The sequence below is a fragment of the Novosphingobium sp. DS6-6 genome (assembly GCF_057784975.1).
In genome coordinates this window covers 81,639-106,998 of record NZ_JBYNTS010000010.1, presented here as the reverse complement: position 1 = coordinate 106,998, position 25,360 = coordinate 81,639, and the positions used below count along the sequence as shown (strand labels likewise).

Annotated in this window: 22 protein-coding genes; all 22 read left to right on the top strand. The window is 67.2% G+C overall.

Going from position 1 to position 25,360, the window contains the following annotated elements:
- Positions 1–7: 7 nt before the first annotated feature.
- Positions 8–352, top strand: coding sequence for a hypothetical protein (locus AC3EDY_RS12815; protein WP_488572887.1), 345 nt, complete (start codon positions 8–10; stop codon positions 350–352).
- A 406-nt stretch (positions 353–758) separates the two neighbouring features.
- A complete protein-coding gene (locus AC3EDY_RS12810) occupies positions 759–1,259 on the top strand; it encodes a division/cell wall cluster transcriptional repressor MraZ (RefSeq protein WP_488572886.1) in 501 nt (166 codons plus the stop codon).
- Positions 1,260–1,294: 35 nt separating this feature from the next.
- The gene (gene rsmH / locus AC3EDY_RS12805) at positions 1,295–2,254 is read left to right on the top strand and encodes a 16S rRNA (cytosine(1402)-N(4))-methyltransferase RsmH (protein ID WP_488572903.1); all 960 of its coding nucleotides are present in this window, start codon (positions 1,295–1,297) and stop codon (positions 2,252–2,254) included.
- Positions 2,251–3,132: a hypothetical protein gene (locus tag AC3EDY_RS12800; protein ID WP_488572885.1), complete on the top strand. Its 882-nt coding sequence runs from the start codon at positions 2,251–2,253 to the stop codon at positions 3,130–3,132. The genes rsmH and AC3EDY_RS12800 overlap by 4 nt, the downstream gene beginning before the upstream one ends.
- On the top strand, positions 3,129–4,868 hold the full coding sequence (locus tag AC3EDY_RS12795) for a peptidoglycan D,D-transpeptidase FtsI family protein (protein ID WP_488572884.1): 1,740 nt from the start codon (positions 3,129–3,131) through the stop codon (positions 4,866–4,868). The genes AC3EDY_RS12800 and AC3EDY_RS12795 overlap by 4 nt, the downstream gene beginning before the upstream one ends.
- Complete coding sequence (locus AC3EDY_RS12790; protein WP_488572883.1) at positions 4,865–6,331, top strand: UDP-N-acetylmuramoyl-L-alanyl-D-glutamate--2,6-diaminopimelate ligase; 1,467 nt, start codon at positions 4,865–4,867, stop codon at positions 6,329–6,331. The genes AC3EDY_RS12795 and AC3EDY_RS12790 overlap by 4 nt, the downstream gene beginning before the upstream one ends.
- Positions 6,328–7,818, top strand: coding sequence for a UDP-N-acetylmuramoyl-tripeptide--D-alanyl-D-alanine ligase (locus AC3EDY_RS12785; protein ID WP_488572882.1), 1,491 nt, complete (start codon positions 6,328–6,330; stop codon positions 7,816–7,818). The genes AC3EDY_RS12790 and AC3EDY_RS12785 overlap by 4 nt, the downstream gene beginning before the upstream one ends.
- Positions 7,819–8,883 carry a phospho-N-acetylmuramoyl-pentapeptide-transferase gene (gene mraY, locus AC3EDY_RS12780; RefSeq protein ID WP_488572881.1) on the top strand — a complete coding sequence of 355 codons (1,065 nt, stop codon included), beginning with the start codon at positions 7,819–7,821 and terminating at the stop codon, positions 8,881–8,883.
- Entirely contained in the window at positions 8,880–10,175 is a 1,296-nt protein-coding gene (gene murD / locus AC3EDY_RS12775) for a UDP-N-acetylmuramoyl-L-alanine--D-glutamate ligase (RefSeq protein ID WP_488572880.1), read from the top strand. Before mraY ends, murD begins: the two co-directional genes overlap by 4 nt.
- A 5-nt stretch (positions 10,176–10,180) precedes the next feature.
- Positions 10,181–11,407 carry an FtsW/RodA/SpoVE family cell cycle protein gene (locus tag AC3EDY_RS12770; RefSeq protein ID WP_488572879.1) on the top strand — a complete coding sequence of 409 codons (1,227 nt, stop codon included), beginning with the start codon at positions 10,181–10,183 and terminating at the stop codon, positions 11,405–11,407.
- Entirely contained in the window at positions 11,404–12,618 is a 1,215-nt protein-coding gene (murG, locus tag AC3EDY_RS12765) for an undecaprenyldiphospho-muramoylpentapeptide beta-N-acetylglucosaminyltransferase (protein ID WP_488572878.1), read from the top strand. Before AC3EDY_RS12770 ends, murG begins: the two co-directional genes overlap by 4 nt.
- Positions 12,615–14,039 (top strand): UDP-N-acetylmuramate--L-alanine ligase, encoded by a 1,425-nt coding sequence (murC, locus tag AC3EDY_RS12760; RefSeq protein WP_488572877.1) that lies wholly within the window; start codon positions 12,615–12,617, stop codon positions 14,037–14,039. Before murG ends, murC begins: the two co-directional genes overlap by 4 nt.
- Complete coding sequence (murB, locus tag AC3EDY_RS12755; RefSeq protein ID WP_488572876.1) at positions 14,036–14,929, top strand: UDP-N-acetylmuramate dehydrogenase; 894 nt, start codon at positions 14,036–14,038, stop codon at positions 14,927–14,929. The genes murC and murB overlap by 4 nt, the downstream gene beginning before the upstream one ends.
- A complete protein-coding gene (locus tag AC3EDY_RS12750; protein WP_488572875.1) occupies positions 14,926–15,888 on the top strand; it encodes a D-alanine--D-alanine ligase in 963 nt (320 codons plus the stop codon). The genes murB and AC3EDY_RS12750 overlap by 4 nt, the downstream gene beginning before the upstream one ends.
- Positions 15,889–15,890: 2 nt before the next feature.
- Positions 15,891–16,853, top strand: a complete 963-nt coding sequence (locus tag AC3EDY_RS12745) for a cell division protein FtsQ/DivIB (protein ID WP_488572874.1) — start codon at positions 15,891–15,893, stop codon at positions 16,851–16,853.
- A 6-nt stretch (positions 16,854–16,859) separates the two neighbouring features.
- The gene (gene ftsA, locus AC3EDY_RS12740) at positions 16,860–18,143 is read left to right on the top strand and encodes a cell division protein FtsA (RefSeq protein ID WP_488572873.1); all 1,284 of its coding nucleotides are present in this window, start codon (positions 16,860–16,862) and stop codon (positions 18,141–18,143) included.
- Between the two features lie 214 nt (positions 18,144–18,357).
- Complete coding sequence (gene ftsZ, locus AC3EDY_RS12735; RefSeq protein ID WP_488572872.1) at positions 18,358–19,869, top strand: cell division protein FtsZ; 1,512 nt, start codon at positions 18,358–18,360, stop codon at positions 19,867–19,869.
- Positions 19,870–19,967: 98 nt separating this feature from the next.
- Complete coding sequence (locus tag AC3EDY_RS12730; protein ID WP_488572871.1) at positions 19,968–21,968, top strand: SPOR domain-containing protein; 2,001 nt, start codon at positions 19,968–19,970, stop codon at positions 21,966–21,968.
- A gap of 199 nt (positions 21,969–22,167) precedes the next feature.
- Positions 22,168–22,671: a type III secretion system chaperone family protein gene (locus AC3EDY_RS12725; RefSeq protein WP_488572902.1), complete on the top strand. Its 504-nt coding sequence runs from the start codon at positions 22,168–22,170 to the stop codon at positions 22,669–22,671.
- Positions 22,672–22,688: 17 nt separating this feature from the next.
- Entirely contained in the window at positions 22,689–23,495 is an 807-nt protein-coding gene (locus AC3EDY_RS12720; protein WP_488572870.1) for a pyrroline-5-carboxylate reductase family protein, read from the top strand.
- 126 nt (positions 23,496–23,621) lie between these two features.
- Positions 23,622–24,365, top strand: a complete 744-nt coding sequence (locus AC3EDY_RS12715; RefSeq protein ID WP_488572869.1) for a Bax inhibitor-1/YccA family protein — start codon at positions 23,622–23,624, stop codon at positions 24,363–24,365.
- Between the two features lie 214 nt (positions 24,366–24,579).
- Positions 24,580–25,344 (top strand): hypothetical protein, encoded by a 765-nt coding sequence (locus AC3EDY_RS12710; protein WP_488572868.1) that lies wholly within the window; start codon positions 24,580–24,582, stop codon positions 25,342–25,344.
- Positions 25,345–25,360: the final 16 nt, after the last annotated feature.

Below are 25,360 nucleotides of genomic sequence, written 5' to 3'. Positions count from 1 at the left end.
CCGCGCCATGGCGCTGTTCGGCACCCATCGCGAACGCAAGGTCACCCCGTTCGGGGACACGTCTGCCGCGCCGGTCGCACCGATTCACATTCTGCCGCTTTCGCCGCGTGAATTGCGCGCCCAGGCGGTACATCGCCTGCAGGTAGGCCTGTTCGGCCTCGGCGCCATCGTCCTGCTGATCAGCCTGGCAAACGTGATCATGGAACGCGCCGCCCTGGCGAGCAGCGCAGCCGCGCTCGATCCTGCGGTCGATGCCAGCGCCACGGCCGCCAACGACCCGCTGGTGGACATGGGCGTGGCGCCCGAACTGCCCGTGGGCGCCGCCCCGGCGCAGCAACAGCCCAACCCCTGACGCATCCTTTCCGAGAGCCGAGGGCCTGCGTTTTGCGCCGCCTGCCGCCGCGCGGGAAAGCGCGGGCTGCCTGCGCGCCACTTCGGGTCGCCAGCGGGAAACAGCGGGAGAAAATGTATCGAAAACGGGCATGATTCGAAAATCAACGCGATTCCAACGCCTTCATAATGAAAACGTTTCAAGAACACGTGGGTGCATCACAAGTCAAAAGCATAAAAAACTCTAATTAAATCAGATATCGAACGTTCTTTCCCGTAATTTCCCCTTTTCGCCCGGGCTATCCCGCGATAGCATGGGGCACCGGGGACAAGCTTTCATGTCGCATCCGTGGGGGATGGCTCGGCCGGTGTGCGCACATCGGCCGTCGACGGGCAGTTTTGTCGGGCGGGCAAGGTGGTGACAGGGCGTGACGGGAGCACCGTCAAACTATTGGGGGCAAGGCTTCTCGCCGCGTGGCGAGAAGAACCGCTTTGTCCTGCCCGCAGACTTTCGCTCCGCCGTCCGCGATGCATCGCAGGGCCAGCGCGTGCTCTGCCTCGATCGTCATCACAAGTTCCCCTGCCTCACCGGTTTCGGCCTGTCCCGCGTGGAAACCTTTCCCGCCCGCATCGCCCGGGAAGAGGAAATGGCCTTCAAGCGCGGGGAAGACTTCGACCCCGATACCCGCGCCGCCCAGCTTTATGGCTTTCTGCGCGCCAGCTTCGATGAATCCGGCCGTTTCATTCTGCCCGATCACCTGGGTGAGCAGGCCCGGGTGGAAGAAGCGCTCTATTTCCACGGCGGCGGAGAATTCTTCACCATCTGGGCGCCCGATGTGCTGTTCGAAATGGACAACGGGTGGGACAGCGCCAAGGCCACCTGCCGGGCGCTGGTGGCCGAAGTGGCGCAAAAGGGGAAGCGCAAGTGACCGGCACGCTGCCCTCTGCCTCGCCGCCTGCGCCGATGTCCGCGGCGGCCCCGCACATTCCCGTGCTCCTCGATGAAGTGATGGCCGCGCTGGCGCCGCAGGCGGGCGACCTGATCGTCGACGGCACGTTCGGCGCAGGCGGCTATACCCGCGCGATCCTGGCATGCGGCGCCACCGTGCACGCGTTCGATCGTGATCCCGACGCGATCGCGTCGGCACGCTCCTGGCCCGAAACCACCGGCGACGCGCGTCTGGTGCTCCATCAGCGCCGCTTCTCGGAAATGGTTGCCGCGCTTGCCCAAGCAGGTATCACGACAGTCGACGGTATCGTCCTCGACATCGGCGTCAGTTCGATGCAACTCGACCGGCGCGAACGCGGCTTTGCCTTTTCCAGTGACGGCCCGCTCGACATGCGCATGTCGCAAGAGGGCATGAGCGCGGCCGATTTCCTCAACGAGGCCGACGAGGCCGAGATCGCCGACGTCCTCTATATCTATGGCGAAGAGCGTCAGTCGCGCCGGGTCGCCCGCGCCGTGGTCGCAGCGCGTCCGCTTTCCACCACCGGCCAATTTGCTGCCGTGGTGCGCAAGGCGCTCGGTTATCGCCCCGGCGCGTCGAAAGACCCGGCCACGCGCAGTTTTCAAGCCGTGCGCATCCACGTGAACGGCGAACTCGACGAACTGCGCGCCGCGCTGGATGCCGCGGAAGCCCTGCTCGCACCGGGCGGGCGGCTCGCCGTGGTCAGCTTTCACAGCCTGGAAGACCGTATCGTCAAGCAATTCCTGCGTGAAGCAGCGGGCAGCCAGCCGGCAGCCTCGCGCCACCTTCCGCCCCAGGCACAGGCCTTTGGCGCGGTGTTCGAAAAACCATCCGCGGCCATCCGGCCCGGGCCGTCGGAAGAAGCGCGCAATCCGCGCGCGCGATCTGCCACCTTGCGCTGGGCCGTGCGGACGCACGCACCGGCCCGCGCCCGTGTGGGGAGTGCCCTGGCATGATGCTGTCTGCACACCGCCTGCGGTCGATCGGCTGGCTGGCGCTGTTGGCCGTTTGCGGCGCATTGGTCATGGTTCTTGCTTTCCGGGTCAATGCGCTGCGCAGCCAGGTACACCGCGCGGAAAGCCAGATCGTCGCGCTCAAGCAGCAGAAGATGTACCTGGAAACCGAATTCGAGACGCGTGCCAACCAGCAGCAGCTCAAGACCTGGAACGATCTGGAATTCGGCTATGTCGCGCCGGTCGCCGGGCAATACCTAGAAAACGAACGGCAGCTCGCGGTGCTCAGCAAGCCGGCCGAGCCCGATGCCCCCGCGCCGATCCGGGTGGCGACGGTGGACGACAGCGTGATCGCGGCAGCCGCTTTCCCGGCGCTGTCGGGTGATAGTGGCGCCGTGCGACCCTTGGTCGAAACGCACGAGGCCGAGCGCGACGACAGCGGGCCGGACAAGCCCGGCGCCCGTCCGCGCGATCACGCCGCGGCGATGGCCACTCTTGCCGAAAAGCTGGGCACGCTGCATGCGCCGGGCGCGCGCAAGCCCGGTGCCATCGGCGAAAAGGCCGCAAGGACCGACGCCGCAAGGACCCACGCCGCAAGGACCGACAAGGAGAAGGTCGTCCGCGCGTCCGCCAGGCGCCTGGCAGGGGCCGAAAAGGCAAAGCCGAAGACTTTGGTCAAGGCCCCCGTCGCGTCCAAAGGTGCAGCCAAAGTCGCCAAGGCCGGGATCAAGGCCGAGCCGAGGAGCGACAAGGCCCTCACCAAGACGGCTGCCAAATCATCGGGTGGATCATCGGGTAGGGCTTCGGCAAAATCGCCGGTCAGGTTGGCACAGAACGGCGCCCATCGGGATCGCCAGGCAGGCGTCAGGACCAGCCGGTGAACCAGCTTACCGCCTCGGCTGCGATCGCCACGGGCCGTGTCGAGCTTGTCAGCGTGCGTCAGCGCTCGCTGATCGTGGCCAAGGTGCGCGTTCTGGTGGTGGCGCTCGGCTTCGTGTTCCTGACGCTCACTGCCTTGCTGCGGATTACCCAGCTGGGCCTGTTCGAGCAGGCGCCGGGCCGCCGCTCGCTGGAAGAGGCGTTGCTGCCCCCGCGCGGCGAGATCACCGATCGCAACGGCGTGCCGCTGGCCCGGGCCTTTCCGTCCTATTCGCTGTGGTTCAATCCGAAGGCGCTGGGCGAAAGCGGCAATCCCCTGGTGAAGACGCCCGAGGAAGTGGCCCGTGCGCTGCTCCAGATCTTTCCCGATGCCGATTATGCCGATCTTCTTGCCCGCCTGAAATCGGGCAGGGCCAGCTATCTGCGCAAGCGCGTGCTGCCCGAAGAGGCCAACCGCGTCTTTGCCCTGGGCGAGCCTGCTCTGGAATTCCCGCGCGAGAACCAGCGCTATTACCCGCAAGGCTCGCTGGCGGCCAACGTCCTCGGCTATGTCGATGAAGCGGGCCAGGGCCATGTCGGCATGGAACAGGTGCTCGAACCGCGCCTGCTCGATCCGGCGCGGCGCGGCACGCCCGTGGCGCTCTCGCTCGATTCCCGGGCTCAGGGCGCGCTGGAAGACGAACTGGCGCGCGGCATGCAGGAAAGCAATGCCAAGGGCGCGGCCGGCATCGTGCTGGACGTCGATAGCGGCGAAGTGATCGCGCTTGCCTCGCTGCCTTCTTTCAATCCCAACCGGTCCGATCGCGCGTTCAACGATCTGGTGTTCAACCGCGTATCGAACCAGGTTTACGAACTCGGCTCCACGTTCAAGCCGATCACCATTGCCGCCGCGATCGATGCAGGGGTCATCACCGATCTGGCGATGCGCTATCCGGCAGCGCCCTTGCACATTGCCGGACGCACCATTCACGACAGCCACAATTTCGGCGCCTCGCTCAACGTGCCCGAGGCGCTGATCCATTCATCCAACATCGTCACCGCGCAAGTGGCAGACAAGCTGGGCGGCCCCCTGCTCAAGCGCACGATGATGGCTCTGGGCATGAACCAGCGTCCGACGATCGAACTGCCCGCGCGCGGCTTTCCGCTCTGGCCGCGTGGCGAAAACGCCGCGGGCGACTGGAGCCGCATCACCACGATGACGGTCAGCTATGGCCACGGCATTGCGGTCACGCCGCTGCACCTGGCCTGCGCCTATGCCGCGCTGGTCAACGGCGGCATCTGGCGCCCGGCCACGCTTTACAAGGTCGATCCGGCGCAGGTTCCGGCCGGCACGCGCGTGTTCAAGGCCGCCACCAGCGCGCGGCTGCGCCAGCTTTTGCGCATGATCGTGGCCGATGGCACCGGGCGCAAGGCCGATGCGCCGGGCTTCCGCGTGGGCGGCAAGACGGGCTCGGCCGAAAAGCCGGGCGCCGGCGGCTATCGCAAGACGTCGCTGGTCGCTACTTTTGCCGCGGCTTTCCCGATGGATAAGCCGCGCTATGTGGTGATCGCCATGCTCGACGAACCCAAAGCCACGGCGGCCACCTCCGGCCAGCGCACGGCGGCCTGGAATGCGGCGCCCATCGTCGGCCGCGTGGTGCCGCGCATCGGGCCGCTGCTGGGGGTGGTGCCCGATGCCAGCCGCGACGTGGACATTTCGGATCTTTCGCCGTTGATCGGCAGCGGAGAAGGCGAATGAAGCTGGGGACGCTGGCCCGCTCTGCCGGCGTGGTGCTGCCGCAGGCTGCCGCCAACATCAGCGTGACCGGGTTTGCCATCGACAACCGCAAAGTGGCGCCCGGCACCGTCTTCGGCGCGTTCCCCGGATCGCAGCACAACGGCGAGGATTTCATTGCCGCCGCGATTGCCGCTGGCGCGGTGGCGGTGGTTGCCCGCCCGCAAGCCCGGGTCGAAGGCGCCGTGCATCTGGTCGATGCCAACCCGCGCCGCCTTTTCGCGCACCTTGCCGCGCCGTTCTTTGCCCCCGTTCCCGAAACCGTCGTGGCGGTAACCGGCACCAACGGCAAGACGTCGACAGTCGAAATGACGCGTCAGCTCTGGCGCATGGCCGGCCACGCCGCCGCGTCGATCGGCACGCTTGGCGTGACCACGGCCGACGAAAGCGTTTCGACCGGACTTACGACGCCCGATATCGTGACGTTCCTGGCCAACATGCACGGCCTGGCGCGCGAAGGCGTCAGCCATGTCGCTTACGAGGCCTCGAGTCACGGCCTGTCGCAGTTCCGCAACGAGGGGCTGCGCGTGGTGGCGGGCGGCTTTACCAACCTCAGCCACGATCATCTCGACTATCACGGCACCATGGGCGCCTATTTCGCGGCCAAGATGCGCCTGCTCGACGAGGTCGTGGCCGACGATGGCCACGCTGTCGTCTGGGCCGACGATCCGTGGAGCGACAAGGCGCTGGCCCATGCCACCGCGCGGGGCCTGGCAACGATGACCGTAGGCGAGCGGGGCGATACGATCCGCCTTGCCGGCCGCACGCCCACGCAACTGGGCCAGATGCTCGAACTGGTGCACCAAGGCGTGACGTACAAGGTCACTTTGCCGCTGATCGGCGCCTATCAGGTCGCCAACGCGCTGGTTGCGGCAGGGCTCGTCATCGCCAGCGGCGGCAATGCGAAGGCCACGCTCGATGCGCTGGCGCGCCTGCAACCCGTGCGGGGGCGGCTGGAACGTGCGGCGATCAGCCGTACCGGAGCGCCGGTCTATGTCGATTATGCGCATACTCCCGATGCGATCACGGCCGCGATCGCCGCGCTGCGGCCCCATGTGGGCGCCCGGCTGATCACCGTGGTCGGCGCGGGGGGCGATCGCGATACGGCCAAGCGCGCGCCAATGGGCGCCGCCGCCTGCGCGGGATCGGACGTGGTGATCGTGACGGACGACAATCCGCGGGGCGAAGATCCCGCCGCCATCCGCGCAACCGTTCTTGCAGGGTGCGACGGCCGGGCGGTTGAAGTGGCCGATCGCCGTGCCGCGATTGCCACTGCCGTCGGTCAGGCAGGCGCGGGGGATATCGTCCTGGTGGCCGGCAAGGGCCATGAACAGGGACAGATCGTGGGGCGTGGTGAAACCATGCGGGTGCTGCCGTTCGACGACGTGCAGGTGGCCCGCGAATGCGTTGGAGAAACAAGCCGATGAGCGCGACCGCCGCCCTGCTGGACTGGCCGTTGGAGGCCGACGACGAGACCCCGCTTGCGCTTTGGCGCGCCGACGAGATCGCCGCGGCGACGGGGGGCAGAGCTTCGGGCACGTTCGAAGTGAGCGGCGTCGCGTTCGACAGCCGCGACGTGATGGAGGGCGATCTGTTCCTTGCCCTGCGCGGTGAAAGCGCCGACGGTCACCGCTTCGTCACCGGCGCTTTTGCCAGGGGCGCGGCCGCTGCCGTGGTCGAACATCCCGTGCTGCACCCGCATGTTCAGGTGCAGGATACCGCCGCCGCGCTGCAGGCGCTGGGCCGCGCGGCGCGCGCGCGGCTCGCGCCTGGAGCGCAGGTCATCGGAGTCACGGGTTCGGCCGGCAAGACCTCGGTGAAAGAGGCGCTGTTCGCCGCGCTCGACCGCGGCAGCCGCGGCCGTGCGCACCGTTCGGTGAAAAGCTACAACAACCACGTGGGCGTGCCGCTCAGCTTGGCACGCATGCCCGCCCGCACGCAGTTCGGCGTATTCGAGATGGGCATGAATCACGCCGGTGAACTTTCCGCGCTTACCCGCCTTGTGCGCCCCCACGTGGCTATCGTCACTACCATTGCTCCGGCGCATATCGGCCATTTCAACGGCGAGGAAGCGATTGCCGATGCCAAGGCGGAAATCTTCGAGGCGCTGGAGCCCGGCGGGGTGGCCATCATTCCGGCCGACAGCCCGCATCACGACCGCCTGCGCGCCGCGGCGGCGCGGCATGCGGCCACGGTCATCGCCTTTGGCCGTGCCGCCCATGCAGAGGTGCGCCTGCTCGATGTGGTGGCGGCGCCGGGCGGCGGCTCGCTGGTCACGGCGGATCTGGGCGATCGCAAACTATGCTATACTGTGGCCCAGCCTGGCGATCACTGGGTGATCAATTCGCTGGCTATAATGGCCGCGGTGCGCGCCGTCGGTGGCGATCTGGGCGCCGCGGGACTGGCGCTGGCCGAGATGGAGGGGCTGGCCGGGCGCGGCGCGCGCCACGCCGTCGCCGCGCCCGGCGGGGACGGCAGCGGCACGGCACTGCTGATCGACGAAAGCTACAATGCCAATCCGGGCTCGATGGCAGTAACGCTGGCCGGACTGGGCGCAACGCCCGCCGCCCGGCGCATCGCCGTTCTGGGCGCCATGCGCGAACTGGGCGCGCAGGAAGATCGCTATCACGCCGAACTGGCGGGGCCGCTCCTGGCCGCCGGTATTGCCCATGCGATCCTCGTGGGGCCGGAAATGGCGGCATTGGCGGCCGTGCTGGGGAAAAGCGGCGGGCCTGCGCTTGCCGCGCCGCTGCAAGTCGATCATGTGCAGAGCGGTGCCGAAGCGGCAGAGGTACTGGCGCGGATCGGCATTGCGGGCGGGGACGCCATCCTCGTCAAGGGTTCGAATTCGGTTGGTCTGGGCGCGCTGGTCAGCATGCTGGTTTCAGGGCGCTGGCCTGACAAGGAACGGTGAATGCTTTATCTCCTTGCCCAATGGCTGCATTATGAAGGTCTGACCAATCTCATCCGCTATCAGTCGTTCCGCGCCGGGGCTTCGCTGCTCACCACGCTGCTGATCGGCTTGCTCATCGGCCCGCGGTTCATTTCGATGCTGCGCGTGCGCCAGGGCAAGGGCCAGCCGATCCGCGAAGACGGGCCGCAAAGCCATCTCGCCAAGCGCGGCACCCCTACCATGGGGGGGCTGATGATCGTGACCGCGCTGGTGCTGGGCCTGGCGCTGTGGATGGACCTTTCCAGCCGTTACGTCTGGGCGTGCCTTATCGTCACGCTGGGCTTTGGCCTCATCGGTTTCCTCGACGATTACGACAAGGTGACGAAATATGCCCACCAGGGCGTACCGGCCAAAGTCCGCCTGCTGCTCGAATTCGTCATTGCCGGGGTCGCCGCCTGGCTGGTGGTGACCGAAACCAACCTTTACGTGCCGGTGTTCAGCAATCTCTACGTGCCGCTCGGGCCGTTCTACTTCCTGTTCGCCGCTTTCGTGATCGTGGGGGCAGGCAACGCGGTCAATCTGACCGACGGGCTCGATGGGCTGGCGATCATGCCGGTGATCATCGCCTGCGGCACGTTCGCCATCATCGCCTATCTGGCGGGCCGCGCCGATTATGCCCATTATCTGGGCATTCCCCATGTGCCCGGCGCGGGCGAGCTGGCAATCTATTGCGCGGCGGTGATGGGTGCGGGCCTTGCCTTCCTGTGGTTCAACGCGCCGCCTGCGGCGGTGTTCATGGGCGATACCGGCAGCCTGGCGCTGGGCGGGACGCTGGGGGTGATCGCGGTGGCTGCCCACCACGAAATCGTGCTGGCGATCGTGGGCGGGCTGTTCGTGATGGAGGCGGTCTCCGTCATCGTGCAGGTCTTCGTCTACAAGCGCACCGGCAAGCGGGTTTTCCGGATGGCGCCGATCCACCACCATTTCGAGCAGCTTGGCTGGAAGGAGTCGACCGTGGTGATCCGGTTCTGGATCGTCTCGATCGTTCTGGCGCTGCTCGGCCTCGCCACGCTGAAAGTGCGATGATCGTCTCGCCAGCCTTTGCGGACAAGAAATATGCCGTGCTCGGGCTGGCGCGTTCGGGCATGGCCACGGTGGAGTGCCTGCTGGCGAGCGGGGCGGAGGTGACCGCCTGGGATGCGCGCGAAGAGCCTCGTGCCGCGCTGGAAGGGCGGGCAACGATCGCCGATCCGCTCGCGATCGATCTGGCCGGCTACGCGGGCGTCGTCGTGTCGCCCGGCGTGCCGCTCAATCGCCATCCCGTCGCCGCCCATGCCCGCGCCGCCGATGTGCCGGTGATCGGCGACATCGAACTGTTCGCCCAGGCCCGGCCCGATCTGCCGCCCCACCGCGTGGTGGCGATCACCGGCACGAACGGCAAATCCACCACCACGGCGCTGACCCATCATCTGTTGCAGGCCGCCGGCGTGCCCAGCCTGATGGGCGGCAATATCGGCAAGCCCATCCTGGAGCAGCGGCCGCTTCCCGCCGGCGGTGTCTATGTGCTCGAACTTTCCAGCTATCAGATCGATCTGACGCAGCGGCTCGATGCCGATGTGGCCGTGCTGCTCAACGTCACCCCCGATCATCTCGATCGCTACAACGGCTATGACGATTACGTGGCCGCCAAGGCGCGCCTGTTCGGCATGCAGGCGCCCGGGCACCTGGCGCTGGTCGACATGCGCGCGGAACTTGACGACGACGTGCTGCGCTTCGCGCCAGAGGGGGCCGATTTCGCGTTCATCGACGGCGTCGATCTGCCCGGCGATCCGGCGCAATGGCCCTCGCTGCAAGGGCCGCACAACCGGGCCAATGCCGCCGCCGCCGTGGGCGCAGCGCGCTATCTCGGCTTGTCCGATGCCGCGATCGAGGCTGGTCTCAAAAGCTTCGTCGGCCTGCCCCACCGCATGGAACGCGTGGCGGAAAAAGCCGGCGTGCTGTTCGTCAACGACAGCAAGGCCACCAACCCGGCGTCCACCGCCCCCGCGTTGGCCGCTTTTCCGCGCATTCACTGGATCGTCGGCGGCCTTCCCAAGGCCGACGATCTGGACGAATGCGCCCCCTATTTCAGGCATGTCGTCCGGGCCTATACCATCGGCGAGGCCGGCCCCCGCTTTGCCGAAATCCTCGAGCCTGCGGTTCCCGTGACGCGGGCCGAAATGCTGGGGGATGCCGTGCGCGCAGCGATGGACCATGCCGTTTCGGGCGATGTCATCATGCTTTCGCCGGCTTGCGCCAGTTTCGACCAGTTCCGCGATTTCGAGGCCCGGGGCGAATGCTTCCGCCAGATCGTGGCGGCATTGACGGCAGGGAGTTGATCGGCATGGCATCCGGCGGCCCCGTTATTCCGCCCGCGGCCGGCACTGCGCCGGTTGCCGCGGTCGCTTCCTCAACCGCGATGCAGCGCTTTCGCCGCACCCGGCGCAGCGAGCTGGTAATCTGGTGGCGCGAGATCGATCGCGTGCTTCTGGGCTTGGTCCTCGTGCTGATGATCGTCGGAGCCATCGCCGTGGCCGCTGCGTCCCCGGCCAGCGCGCACCGCCTTTCCACCCACCAGAAAGCGCTGGGTGATCTCTATTTCTTCTGGCGGCAGCTGGAAATGCAGGCGCTTGGCCTGGTAGGCATGTTCGCGGTGTCGCTGCTGCCCAAGGACACGGCACGGCGCGCGGCGATCATGCTGGCGGGCGCGATGATCGTGGCGCTGGTGCTGGTGCCGATCATGGGCACCGAAGTGAAAGGCGCCAAGCGCTGGGTGCTGGGCATCCAGCCTTCGGAATTCCTCAAGCCCGGCTTTGCCATTGCCGTGGCCTGGATCCTCTCATGGAAAGTGCGCGATCCGCACATGCCGGTCATCCGCCTGTCGATGGTGCCGATGGTCGTTGTTTCGGTGCTTTTGATGGCCCAGCCCGATTTCGGCTCGACCGTGCTGTTCTGCGGGGTGTGGTTCGTGCTGGTGCTGCTGTCGGGCCTGCCGCTGGCGCGTATCGGCTGGGCCGTGGGCGGCGGTGTCGCGATCGTCGTCCTGGCGTATCTGTTCTATCCCAACGCCACGCACCGCATTGACAGTTTCCTGTCGGGCGGGGCGGAATTCGATCAGGTGGATCTGGCCATGCGCACGCTGGTGGCGGGCGGCTGGAACGGCACCGGCCTGTGGCTGGGCGCGCGCAAGAACGCGCTGCCCGAAGCGCATACCGACTATATCTTTTCGGTGATCGGCGAGGAATTCGGCCTCGTTTCCTGCGCTATCGTGGTCATTCTCTATTGCGCCATCGTGCTGCGGGTGCTGCTGCGCCTGGTGGACGAGGAGGACCTGTTCACCGTGCTGGCGGCCACGGGGTTGACCGCGCAACTGGCGGGCCAGGCGTTCATCAACATCCTGGTCAACCTGCAACTCTTCCCGTCCAAGGGGATGACGCTGCCGCTCATCAGCTATGGCGGCTCGTCCACTATCGCGTTGTTGATCGGGGTTGGTTTCCTGCTCGCCATCACGCGCCGCAACCCTTATCTGACGCGCGAGACTTTTCACCTGGGCGAACTGACGCGCAAATGACGGCACACTTCCAATCGGGGCAACCTCATCCGGGCGTATCGCGCCACTTCGTGCTCGCGGCCGGGGGCACCGGCGGGCACATGATCCCGGCCTTCGCGCTGGCCACCGAACTGCATCAGCGTGGCCATCATGTGGCGCTGATCACCGATGCCCGCGGCGGCCGGATTCCCGGCAAGCCCGATTTTCTCACCGCTCATGTCCTGCCGGCGGGCCGCCTGGGCCGCAACCCCGTGGCCTTGCTCAGGGGCTTGCGGGCAATCTGGCGAGGCCGTGCGATGGCCTTGCGCCTGTTCGACAGTTTCGAGCCCGCCTGCGTGGTCGGCTTTGGCGGCTATCCCGCCCTGCCGGCCTTGCTGGCCGCCCGCGCAGCGCGCATTCCTACCGTCATCCACGAACAGAATGCCGTGCTGGGCCGGGTCAACCGCTATTTCGCGAAAAGCGTCGATGCCATCGCCACGGCCTATCCGGAGGTAGACCGGCTCGATCCGCGCTGGTCTGGCAAAGTCCATCTGGTGGGCAACCCGGTGCGGCCCGAAGTGCTGGCCCTGCGCGGAGAGCCCTTTCCCGAATTCTCGGACGACAGCCTGTTCCGCGTCCTGGTTACCGGGGGCAGCCAGGGTGCCTCGGTGCTGGCGCAAGTGGTGCCCGATGGCCTGGCCATGCTGCCGCCCGCACTGCGCCATCGCCTGCAGGTGACCCAGCAATGCCGCCCGGAAGATCTCGAGGCGGTACGGGCGCGCTATGCGGCGCATGAGATTCCCGCCGAACTGGGCACCTATTTCGAGGATATGGCCAGCCGCCTTGCCGGCGCGCATCTGTTCGTGGGCCGCGCCGGGGCTTCCACCATTGCCGAACTCACGGCGGTGGGGCGTCCGGCGATCCTGGTGCCGCTGCCGATCGCGACGGACGATCACCAGGCTGCCAACACCCGCGAAATGGTCAGGGCCGGGGGCGCGCGCGCGATCCGCCAGCCGGGCTTCACGCCCAAGGAACTCGCCAAGCAGATCCAGGCCATGGCCATGAACCCCGGGGCGTTGGGCAATGCCGCACATGCGGCTTGGAATTGCGGCCTGCCGCACGCGGTGCAGGACCTTGCCGATCTGGTCGAAGGTTTTGGCGGCGCGCCGCTGATGGACGTGATCCGCGTGAAAACGCCTGCCGCCGCGGCAACCGGCACTGCCGGCGCCCTGGCGCTGGAGAACGATGCATGAAAGGCGTCGGCGTCGAAATCGGCACGATCCATTTCGTCGGGATCGGCGGCATAGGCATGTCGGGCATTGCCGAAGTGATGCACAACATGGGCTATGCGGTGCAGGGGTCCGACATCGCGGAAAGCTATATCGTCGAAGGGCTGCGTGCGCGGGGCATTCCGGTGATGATCGGCCAGCGCGGCGAGAACGTGGCCAACGCGCAGGTGGTTGTCACTTCCACCGCGGTCAAGCGCGACAATCCTGAAGTGGTGGCCGCTCTGGAAGCGCGCATACCCGTGGTGCGCCGCGCCGAGATGCTGGCCGAACTGATGCGCCTGAAGAACACCGTGGCCGTGGCCGGCACGCACGGCAAGACCACCACCACGTCGCTGGTCGCCTGCTTGCTCGATGCCGGCGGGGTCGATCCCACGGTCATCAACGGCGGCATTATCAATTCCTACGGGTCCAACGCGCGCCTGGGCGATAGCGACTGGATGGTGGTGGAAGCCGACGAGAGCGACGGCTCGTTCCTCAGGCTCGACGGCACGATCGCGGTTGTCACCAATATCGATCCCGAGCATCTCGATCACTACGGCTCGTTCGACAAGGTCAAGCATGCCTTTGTCGAATTCATCGAGAACGTCCCGTTCTACGGCGCGGCGATGCTGTGCATCGATCACCCCGAAGTGCAGGCGATCATCCCGCAGGTCCGTGATCGCCGCGTCGTCACGTACGGATTTTCCGCCCAGGCCGACGTGCGCGGCGAAGGGGTCACGCCGGTGCCGGGTGGCAGCCGTTTCACCGCGGTGCTGCGCCAGCGCGACGGATCGTTCCAGCGGATCGAGGACATCCACCTGCCCATGCCGGGGCGCCACAACGTGCAGAACGCGCTGGCCGCGATCGCCGTGGCGGTGGAAATGGGCGTGCCCCACGCATGCGTACGGACCGGCTTTGCCAAGTTCGGCGGAGTCAAGCGGCGCTTTACCAAAGTGGGCGAAGTGGCCGTGCCCGGCGGCGACGTGGCGGTGATCGACGATTACGGCCATCACCCGGTGGAAATCCGCGCCGTGCTCGCCGCCGCGCGCGAAGGCGTGCGGGGCCGGGTGATCGCCGTGGTCCAGCCGCACCGCTTTACCCGCCTGCGCGATCACATGGAAGAATTTCAGGCCGCCTTCAACGATGCCGACGTGGTCTATGCAACGCCCGTCTATCCCGCCGGCGAACAGCCCATTCCCGGCATCGACAGCGCTGCCATGGTCGAGGGGATAAAGGCTCGGGGTCACCGCAGCGCCCATCTCATCGCCGGGCCCGATGCGCTTGCGGCCGAACTGGCCTCGCAATTGCAGGCTGGCGACATGGTGGTTTGTCTGGGCGCCGGGGATATCACCAGGTGGGCGGCCGGACTGGCCGGGGCGATCGCGGCGCTCAAGGGTAAGGCATGATGGCGGACACCATGCCCACCGTCAGCGGCAAGCTGACCCCGAACGCCCCGCTTGCGCCGCTTGTCTGGTTCAAGTCCGGAGGCGCTGCCGACTGGCTCTATGAACCCAAGGACGTGCCGGACCTCCAGGCCTTCCTGGCCACGCTGGCGCCCGACGTGCCGGTCATGGCTCTGGGGCTCGGGTCCAACCTGATCGTGCGCGACGGCGGGGTGCCGGGCGTGGTGGTGCGGCTCGGCAAGCCATTTGCCGGCGTGCGTGCGTGCGATGCGGTAACGCTCGATTGCGGGGGCGGTGCCTCGGGCATTCTGGTATCCTCGACCGCGCGCGATGCCGGTATCGCCGGCCTTGAATTCCTCCGCTCGATCCCCGGCACGGTCGGGGGCTTCGTGCGGATGAACGGTGGCGCCTATGGCCGCGAAGTGAAAGACATCCTCGTCGATTGCGACGTTGTCATGCGCTCGGGCAAGATCGAGCGGCTGGCGCTGGCCGATCTTGGCTATGCCTATCGCCATTCCGATCTGGCCGACGGCAGCATCGTGGTTTCCGCGCGCTTTCGCGGGCATGCGGGGGAGCCTGCGACCATCCAGGCGGAAATGGACCGCATTTCCGCCGCGCGGGAGGCCAGCCAGCCGCTGCGCAGCAAGACCGGTGGCTCCACGTTCAAGAATCCCGAAGGGCACAAGGCCTGGGCGCTGGTCGACGCGGCCGGATGCCGGGGCCTTGCCCTGGGCGGCGCGCAGGTGAGCGAGAAGCACACCAATTTCCTGATCAACACCGGGAACGCCACCAGCACCGAGATCGAAGCGTTGGGCGAAGAAGTGCGTGCCCGCGTGAAGCAGACGCAAGGCGTGGAACTGCAGTGGGAAATCAAGCGAGTGGGGCGGCCATGACGGAATTGCCCCGGCTTCATGTCGCGGTGCTGATGGGCGGCTGGTCAAGCGAGCGGCCGGTTTCGCTTACCAGCGGGGAAGGCGTGGCGGCCGCGCTGGAGGCGCGCGGCCACACGGTGACGCGGATCGACATGGGCCGCGACGTGGCGCTGCGCCTGGCGCAAGCCGCGCCCGACGTGGTGTTCAACGCGCTGCACGGCACGCCTGGCGAAGACGGCACGGTGCAGGGCCTGATGGACCTGATGGGCCTCCCGTATACCCATTCGGGCCTGGCCACTTCGGTCATCGCCATCGACAAGGAATTGACCAAGCGGGTGCTGGTTCCCCATGGCATTCCCATGCCGGGCGGGCGCGTGGTCAAGACGGCGGAACTCCATGTCCGTGATCCCCTGCCGCGTCCCTTTGTGGTCAAGCCGGTCAACGAAGGGTCGTCGGTGGGCGTCGCCATCGTGACCGACGAAAGCAACTGCGGCAATCCGATCAGGCCCGACGTGCAGGGCCCCTGGCAGGAATTCGACGAATTGCTGGCCGAACCGTTCATCCGCGGCCGCGAACTGACCACGGCCGTTCTCGGCGACCGTGCACTGATGGTGACCGAACTGAAGCCCAAGACCGGCTTTTATGATTTCGATGCCAAGTATACCGATGGGCTGACCGAGCACGTCTGCCCCGCCGAAATTCCCGATGAGGTCACTCGCGCCTGCAAGGACATTGCCTTGCGCGCGCACAGGCTCCTGGGCTGCCGGGGCACCAGTCGTTCCGATTTCCGCTGGGACGACACGCGCGGGGTGGAGGGCCTGTTCCTGCTGGAAGTCAACACCCAGCCGGGCATGACGCCGCTCAGCCTGGTGCCCGAACAGGCGCGGCACATGGGGCTTGATTATCCCGATCTGGTCGAGGCCATCCTGGGCGAGGCATTGCAGGATGCCGCCGCCAGGGCCGCGAAGAAAGGCGGCTGACCATGGCGCAGACGATCAGGCGCGGGGGCAAGGGCGTGCGGCGGGTCGCTGCCACGCGCGGCGCCAAGGCCAAGGTGCAGACCGCGCGCAGGCAGACCGGATCGGCCATCGGCCATGTCGTCCGCGCGCAGCCGTTCAGCGAGGAAGCGCTGCACCGCATCCTGCTGGCCATCATCCTGGGCACGGCGGCGGTCGTCGTGTGGACAGTGGCCGATATCGCCGGCGTGCCGGCCCTGGCCGAAAACCGGATGGCGCGCATCGCCCGCGACGCCGGTTTCGATGTGAAGCGCGTGGAAGTGCGCGGCGTGCGCCGCATGAGCGAGCAGGCCATTTACGAAAAGGTGCTGGGCCAGCGCGATCAGGCCATGTCGCGGGTCGACGTTGCCGCCTTGCGCGAAACGCTGCTGGGCCTGCCGTGGATCAAGGATGCGCGCGTTTCGCGCCAGCTGCCCGATACGCTGGTGGTCGACGTGGTGGAACGGACGCCCCACGGCGTGCTGCGCAAGGGCGGCCAGTTGGTGCTGATCGATGAAACGGGGCACGAGCTTGAGCCGGTGAGCCAGGCCCGCGCCAAGGGCATGTTCGTGCTGTCGGGCGAGGGCGCGGCGGCGCGCGTGCCCGATCTCAATCGCCTGCTCGATGCCGCGCCGGCTTTGAAGCCCCAGGTGGCCGAGGCCGAATGGATCGGCAACCGTCGCTGGAACCTGACGTTCAAGACCGCGCAGGTGCTGGCCCTGCCCGAGGGCGAGGATCAGGCGGCCGCGGCCCTGCTCGAATTTGCACGGATGGACGGGGTCAACCGCTTGCTGGGCGGCAAGATCGCCAGCTTCGACATGCGCGCCAGGGATCGCACCTATCTGCTGGTGCCCGGCCATGCCGACGATCTGGCCAAGATTCGGCAGGATGAGGCCCGGCAGGATGAGGCCCGGCAGGACAAGGCCCGGCAGGACAAGGCCAAGGAATAGTCATCCGTGGCCGCACCCCGCATCACCAAAGTCTTTGCCGCCGTCAATCTGGGCTCGTTCCGCACGTCGGCGATGATCGCAGGCTTGTCGGAAGCGGGCGAACTCGTGGTGCTGGGATCGGGCCACCGCGCTTCGCAGGGCATCAGGCGGGGCTATGTGGTCGATATGCTGGCCGCCACCCATTCCGTCCGCGATGCGATCGAACGGGCCGAGAAGATGGCCAATACCTCGGTCGCGCAAGTGCTGGTCGGTTGCGCCGGGGCGGGGCTCGCCAGTGCCAGCGCGCAAGTGGAAGTCGATATCGGCGGCCGGCGGATCGAGGATGACGATATCGAGCATCTGCTCGTTGCCGCGCGCGACGTGATCCAGCCCGACGGGCGCAGCGTGCTGCATGCCCAGCCGGCGCACTATACGCTCGACGGGGCCCATGGCGTGCCCAATCCCAAAGGGCTGCATGCCGATCGGCTGGCGGTGGATATCCTTGTCATGCTGGCCGACGGGGCGCCGATCCGCAACATCCGGGAAACGGTCGAAAACGCGCATCTCAAGGTGGATGGGGTGGTGGCCGCGCCCGTGGCCGCGGGCCTTGCCTGCCTCAGTCCGGAAGAGCGGGATCTGGGCGTGGCCCTGGTCGATTTCGGGGCCGAGGTGACGACCGTCTCGGTCCATGCCGGGGGAATGCTGCTGGGTATGCAGGTGCTGCAATTCGGCTCGGGCGATATCACCGATGCGGTCGCCTCGGCCTTTGGCATCCGCCGCTATCAGGCCGAACGGCTCAAGTGCATGTCGGGTTCGGCCATTGCGACGCCGGCCGATCATCGCGAGATGATCCCGGTCAACGCCCCCGGCGATCCCGAAGGTGCCGGGCCTGTCGCCCGCCATGCCGACGACAAGAACCGGATTCCTCGCGCCGAACTGATTTCCGTCATAACCCAGCAGCTTGGCCATTTCACCGATGAATTGGGCCGCTGCCTCAAGGCCATGGGTTTTACCGGCACGCGCGGGCAGCAGGTCGTGCTGACCGGCGGCGGTGCCCAGTTGCCGGGGCTTGCCGATTATGCCCAGTCGGCACTCGGCCGCCCGGTGCGGATCGGGGCGCCGCCGGCCATGCTCGGCCTTCCCCAGGGGCATGCCACGCCCAGTTCGTCCACCCTGGTCGGCCTCGTGCTCTATGCCGCGTCCGATCCGGTCGATATCCGCAAGCTGTCGGCGGCGGCGCAGGCGGCGGGGGCCACCACGGTATGGGGCATGGGCCGGCGCATCGTTCGCGCGCTTCGCGACTATTTCTGAGGCCCGTTCTGACGCAAGCGCCGGATCAGAGGCTTTTTATCGTGAGGCGGGACCGGATCGCCCCGATTTGCACCAAAAAAGATGCGTGATCTTGTGGAAAAGCGTCGATCGGCTTTGATTCGGTGAAACGTTCCGTGCCAATGCAGGAAAATCCAGATCTGGGCCGTCCCGGCCTCCTATCCGTCCCACTGCCCAACCCGAAAGGGAGACCGACATGAGCATCAACATCGGACCGCCGGCCATCGACGAGCTTCGGCCCCGTATCACGGTCATCGGGGTGGGTGGCGCCGGCGGCAACGCCATCGCCAACATGATCAACGCCAATATCGAAGGCGTCGATTTCGTCGTCGTCAACACCGATGCCCAGGCGCTCAACAATTCAATCGCCGAAAACCGCATTCAGTTGGGCCCGGCGATCACCCAGGGCCTGGGCGCCGGCGCCCGTCCGGAAGTGGGGCGCGCCGCGGCCGAGGAAACCCTTCCCGATCTGGAGCGCGTGCTCGAGGGCGTGCACATGGTGTTCATCGCCGCCGGCATGGGCGGCGGCACCGGCACCGGCGCCGCGCCGGTGATTGCCGAAGCCGCGCGCCGCAAGGGTGTGCTGACGGTGGGCGTGGTCACCAAGCCGTTCCTGTTCGAAGGCACGCGCCGCATGCGCTCTGCCGAAACCGGCATCGAGGAACTGCAGAAGCACGTCGATACGCTGATCGTCATTCCCAACCAGAACCTGTTCCTGGTTGCCAAGGCCGAAACCACGTTCAAGGAAGCGTTCCAGCTTGCTGACGAAGTGCTGCAGCAAGGCGTGCGCTCGATTACCGATCTGATGGTCATGCCCGGCCTCATCAATCTCGATTTCGCCGACGTGCGCTCGGTCATGGGCGAAATGGGCAAGGCGATGATGGGTACCGGCGAAGGCGAAGGCCCCAACCGCGCGCTCGAAGCGGCCGAACGGGCGATTGCCAATCCGCTGCTCGACGGCGTTTCGATGCAGGGTGCCAAAGGCGTGATCATCTCGATCATCGGCGGCGACGACATGAAACTGCTCGAGGTTGACGAAGCGGCCAACCATATCCGCGAACTGGTCGATCCCAATGCCAACATCATCTGGGGTTCGGCGTTCAATCCCGATCTCAACGGCAAGATCCGCGTTTCGGTGGTGGCCACCGGCATCGAACAAAGTGTGGAGCAGGCCGAACAGGCCGCGCGCCCGGTAAACTTGCCGGGTGCGGCCCGTGGGCCTGCCTTCACGCCGATCGCGCCGGCGCGCCCGGCCATCGCCACCCCGGCGCCCGCACCTGCCGCCGCGGCGGCTCCGCCGGCGCCGGCGATGGCGCCGCCGTCGCCCGCCGCTCCGGCCCATTCGCCAGTACCGGCCCCGGCACACGCCTCGGTACAGGCCCCGATACAGGCTAGCGCGCCCGAACCCGATCCGGCCCCGGCAGCCGACGAACCGCTCGACCTCACACTGGATCTGGGCGCCGATCAGGCGGAAGACTATGCGCTCGATCCGGCCCCTGCCGCGCCCGCCCCGCGCCTGGGGCTGGGCGCCGGTGCAGAGCCGGAACGTCCCGATCCGCGCGTTGGCGGTGGTGCCGGGGGCAGCACGCTGTTCGAGCGGATGGCCAACCTTTCGCGCGGCGCTGCCCGCGCTGACGAAGGCGAGGAGGGCGAAGACACCTCGTCGCTCAGCATCCCGCGTTTTCTGGGCCGCCAGAACAACCAGTGATCGTCGGCATCATGCCCCGTCGGACCGCCACTTTCCCCCGCGAGAGTGGCGGCCCGTTGTTCTGGCTTAAGGCACCATAGGCTAAGGCCCGCGCCACGATGACAAACTCGCATCTCCCCGTTCGTCCCCTTGCCGCTGATGGCCGTGTCCCTCTCGCGGCGCGTGCCGTCCTGGCGTTTGCCGCGCTGATCGCCGGAACCGCGCCATCGCTGGCGCAGGACCTGTCGCAGATGCCGCAGCAATCCGTCCTCGATGGGCCGGGCAGCCCTCCCGTGAACCGGCCCGTGAACCGGCCCGTTAACAGGCCCACGCCCTCTCCGGGCGCGCCGGTGCCGATGGTGTCCAGTCCGGTGGTGCAGCCCCTGCCGCGCGCGGCAGGGGCCGGCCCGGCCACCGTTTCGCGTCCAGTGGTACAGGCGGTTCCTGCCGGCGATGGGCAAGGGCTCAATGCCGCGCTGGCCCGCCTGGCGACCGATCCGCGCAATCCCGATGCGCTGCTCGATGCCGGCAATGCGGCCATGGCCCTGGGCGATATCGATGCCGCGCTGGGTTTCTTTCGCCGTGCCGACGAAGTCGCGCCGGGCAACGGGCGGATCAAGCTGCAGATCGGCCGGGCCATGCTGCGCAATAACGATCCCGTGGCCGCGATCCGTGCCTTTGACGACGCGGAACGGGCCGGAACCGATCTTGCCGCCATGGCCGGAGACCGTGGCCTGGCCCATGATCTGGTGGGCGACAACCCGATGGCGCAGCGCTATTACCAACAGGCACTGGCGCGGGCGCCGGACGCGGAGATCACGCGACGCCTGGCTTTGAGCTTGGCCATCAGTGGCGATCGCGCCACGGCGGAGCGGGTGCTGGCGCCCCAGATCGCCCAGTCCGACCGCGCTGCCTGGCGCGTGCGCACGTTCATCCTGGCGATCGCCGGCCAGCCCGATGAAGCCGTGGCCGTGGCCAATTCCTCGATGCCGCCGCAACTTGCCGCCGGCATCGCGCCTTATCTGCGTTACCTGACGCGGCTTACCCCGGCCCAGCAGGCCGCCGCCGCCAATTTCGGCCGTTTCCCGCGCGCTGCCGATATCGGGCGGGACGATCCGCAGATCCTGCAATACACGCAAAGCCGTCCGCGCGCCGCGCCGATCGTTCTCGCCCAGGCCGCGCCGCCAGCCGCCGCCCCGGTTGCGGCAGCCCGCAGCCGGCCCCCCACGCCCGCCGCTCCCCCGGCGCCCGCGATCGTCCTGCCGCCGGCGACGCCCGCGCCGGTAGCCCCGGTGACGACATCGGCGACGGCGACGCCACGCCAGGCACCAGCGGTTCAGCCGCCGGTTCCGGGTCAGGCGGCTGTCGCGCCGTCTGCGGCTGTTCCGGCGCCCGGCCCGGGGCCGAACGCGACTCCGGTACCCCAGCCTGCGCCTGTGCAGGTGGCCATGGCTGCTCCGCCAGCGCCACAGGCACCCGTGCCGCAATCCCCCGCACCACAGCCGCCGCCATCCGCCCCGCCGGCGCGCGCGCCCCAGGTTGCGCCGGTCGGTGCCGCACCGTCTCCCGCCGATTTCGCCGCCCTGTTCGCCGGCTTCACTGCCCCGGCCGAAGAGCAGCAACGCCCGACCGTCGCGGTCGATCTTGCCGCGATCCAGGCCGCCAACGAACGCGCTGCCGCGCAGAAGGCGGCGATCGAGGCGCGCAAGGCGGCCGAGGCCAGGAAACTGGCCGATGCCAGGAAAGCCGCGGCCGACAAAAAGGCCGCGGCCGAAAAGAAGCTGGCCGACGCCCAGAAAGCGGAAGAAGCCCGCAAGGCCAAGGAAGAGGCGAAACGCCTGGCAGCCAACCCCGCGCGCACCTGGGTTCAGGTGCTCACGGGCGGCAACCGGGCCAAGATGGGCAAGGAATGGGCCGGACTCCAGGCCTCCGCACCCGAATTGCGGGGGCGCAAGGCCTATGTCACGCCGTGGAACCGCGTCTATCGCCTGGTTACCGGGCCGTTCCCGAGCAATGCCGCCGCGCAGGAATTCGTCGCCAGGCTCAAGCGCAGCGGCGTTTCGGCGTTCCAGTTCGATAGCCCAGCCGGGCAGGCGATGGACGGCGTGTCGGCCAAGTGATTGTAACGGCCGGCTTGGAATGGCGTTGCTCACTGCTTGTCCACAAGTTTTGCACAGCCTTGTCGAGTTTTGCCCAAGGCTGCGCTAACGCTCGATTGTCGGCGGCGACGCGCTCCGCGATGGAACGCTTGAAACCACGGCTGCCGGCAACGGTGTCGGCATCGGCGCCGGCTCGGGCAGCGTGTGAGGGGGCATGATGATGCGAACCGGCCACGACGACAGCGACCGCGACGACGCCGCGCCGGTGGACATGCTCGCTTCGCTGTTCGAAGCGCGCGGCTGGCCGTGCGAATTCGTGTCGGACGATGAAATCCACGGCGAAGTCCAGGGCTCCTGGGCCACTTACCAGTTGCGCTGCATCTGGCGGCCCGAAGACCACGTCCTGCAGATCCTGTCCCTGCCCGACATTCGCGTGCCCGACGACAAGAAAGGCGCGATGTTCGAAGTCATGGCGCTGATCAACGAGCAGGTCTGGCTGGGCCATTTCGATATCTGGTCCAATGGCTCGGTGCTGCTCTATCGCCACGGGCTCATGCTGGGCGACGATGGCCTGCTCAGCCTGCACCAGGCGCAGATGGCGATCGAGGCGGCGGTGGACGAATGCGATCGTTTCTACCCGGCGTTCCAGTTCATCCTGTGGGGAGACAAGACTCCGGCCGAAGCCCTTGCCAGCGCGCTGGTCGACGCGGCCGGCGAAGCCTGATCGAAAGGTTGCTGCCGATGTCGTTTTCCCTCGTCCAGTTCGGCTGCGGCAACATGGGTGGCGCGATGCTGGCCGGCTGGCTGGCCGCCGGCGTGCCGCCTTCCCGGTTTACCGTGGTCGATCCCCGGTTGGATGCCGCGCCCGAGGGCGTACGCCTGCTGCGCGCGGCGCCCGCCGATGCCCCATCGCCCCGTTTCGTCATGCTCGGCTTCAAGCCCCAGAGCCTTGCCGATGCGGCGCCGGCCGTCGTGCCGCTGGTGGGCGGGCAGACCGTGGTGCTGTCGATCCTGGCCGGCGTCGATCTCGCCACGCTGCGGGCCTGGTTTCCGCGCGCGGCGGCAGTGGTGCGCGTCATGCCCAATCTGGCGGCGGCGCTGGGCAAATCGCCCATTGCGCTCGTCGGCGATGGCGATGCGGCCGTTCATGACGAAGTAACCGGGTTGATGGCCCCGCTCGGCACGACCGAATGGCTCGCTGGCGAGACGCAGATGGATCTGGTCACCGCACTGGCCGGGTCGGGGCCGGCATTCATCTATCGCGTGATCGACGCGCTGGCGGCCGGAGCGGCCGCGCTTGGCCTGCCGCGCGAACAGGCCGATCGGCTGGCGCTCGCGATGGTCGATGGCGCGGCCGCGCTGGCCGCCGCCTCGTCCCACGCCCCGGGCGAACTCGCGCGCCGCGTGGCAAGCCCCGGGGGCACAACGCAAAAAGGCCTCGACGTGCTCGATGCCGATGACCGGCTGGCGCTGCTGATGCTCGATACTTTGCGCGCCGCGCGCGATCGCAGTGCCGAAATGACCCGGGAAGCGCGCGCCGCCGGGTGAGCCGCGCGTCAACGAAATACATTTTGTCACATTTGCCCGATGCCGGTTTCGCTTGAAAGCGGGGCCGGGAACGCCGATATTGCGCCCATGGGCAATTTTTGCCCGCAATGGAGAAAGTGCAAGCACATGGCAAACTGGAACGACCCTCGGCCCACGCAGACGGGCTTCGGCGCGTCTCCGAGCCTGTCGGGCGCCATCGGCCGCGGCGAGGTGTTCGACGCCGGCCTGCGCCGCTACATGCTTTCGATCTACAACTACATGGCCTCGGGCGTACTGCTCTCGGGCGTGGTCGCGCTGGTCTTCGCCACCAGCGGGTTCGCCGGCGCAGTATTCGGCACGCCGTTGCGCTGGCTGGTGGCTTTGGCACCGCTGGCTTTCGTGATGGTTATGAGCTTTGGCATGAACCGCCTTTCCAGCGGCACGCTCAAGGCTCTGTTCTGGGCCTTCAGCGTCACGATGGGCCTGTCGCTCTCGTCGATCTTCTTCGTCTACACCGGCCCCTCGATTGCCGCGACGTTCTTTGCCACGGCCGGCGCCTTCGCCGGGCTTAGCCTGTTCGGCTATACCACGCGCAAGAGCCTGTCGGGCATGGGCACGTTCCTGATCATGGGGCTGTTCGGCCTGATCATTGCCTCGGTGGTCAACATGTTCCTGGCCTCGCCTGGCCTTGCCTGGGGCATAAGCTTCCTGGGCGTGCTGATCTTCGCCGGGCTGACTGCCTACGATACGCAGCGCCTCAAGGATCAGTATGCCTATGTCGCGGGAACGCCGATGGCGGAAAAGGTCGTGGTGATGGGCGCGCTGACGCTGTATCTCGACTTTATCAACATGTTCACCTCGCTTTTGCAACTGATGGGCGACCGCCGCTGATCTGGCATTGCCTGGATTTGCAAGCGTAAGATAAGCGCGTACCCGGCAACCTTGCGGTTGCCGGGTTTTTTCTTGTATATGTACGCTATGGCACGGGTCAGCTTTGGTAAAGGTTTGGCACGTAATTTTGTCTGGTTGATAAAGTCCGGAATTCGTTATGGCGGAAATGCCGCGCGCCAGGAAAAGTATTAAGGTTGGCATTGGGGGGTGGGTCATGTTTCGCATAAACCAGACGCGGATCTGGGCAGCCGTCTTGGCAACCGCGCTGGGGCTGGGGCTTGCCGCCTGCCAGACCCCGCCGCCCCCGCCGCCGCCCCCGCCTCCCCCTCCGCCGCCCAAAGTGGTGATCGTGCCGGCACGGCCCACGCCGCCCAACGGCGCCAGCGCCAATATTGCCGTGCCGCCGCTCGACGCGGCAGGCGTGCGCGTATCGATCAACCGCAATATCACGACAGCCCAGATGGTATGGAACCTGCGCTCGGCCTACAACGTGGCGGCGCTCAATTGCCTCGGCCCGCGCCATGCCGATCTGCTGCCGCTTTACCGCGCGTTCCTCAAGAACCAGGCCAAAGTGCTGGACAAGGCCAACCGCACGATCGACCAGGAATTCAAGGCCAAGTTCGGAGCACAGTTCATCGCCCCGCGCGAGCAGTATATGACGGCGGTCTACAATCACTATGCCTTGCCGCCGACCATGGAGGGCTTTTGCGATGCCACGCTGGCGGTGGCCCGCGATGCGGCCGTCGTCATGCCGGCCGATTTCGAAGCCTTTGCGGTGCGCAGCCTGCCCAACATCGAAATCGTCTTCGACGTATTCTATCGCCAATACGATCAATACCGCATCGACCTGGCGATCTGGCGAGCGCAGTATGGCGATGCCCAGCCAGGTACGCAGTTGGTGATCCCTGCCATCGCCAGCCAGGGCGCGACCGGCGCGGCCGGTGCGACCACGCCTTCACCGCAAACCGGGGCGCTTTAAAAAGATCAAGTTTGCT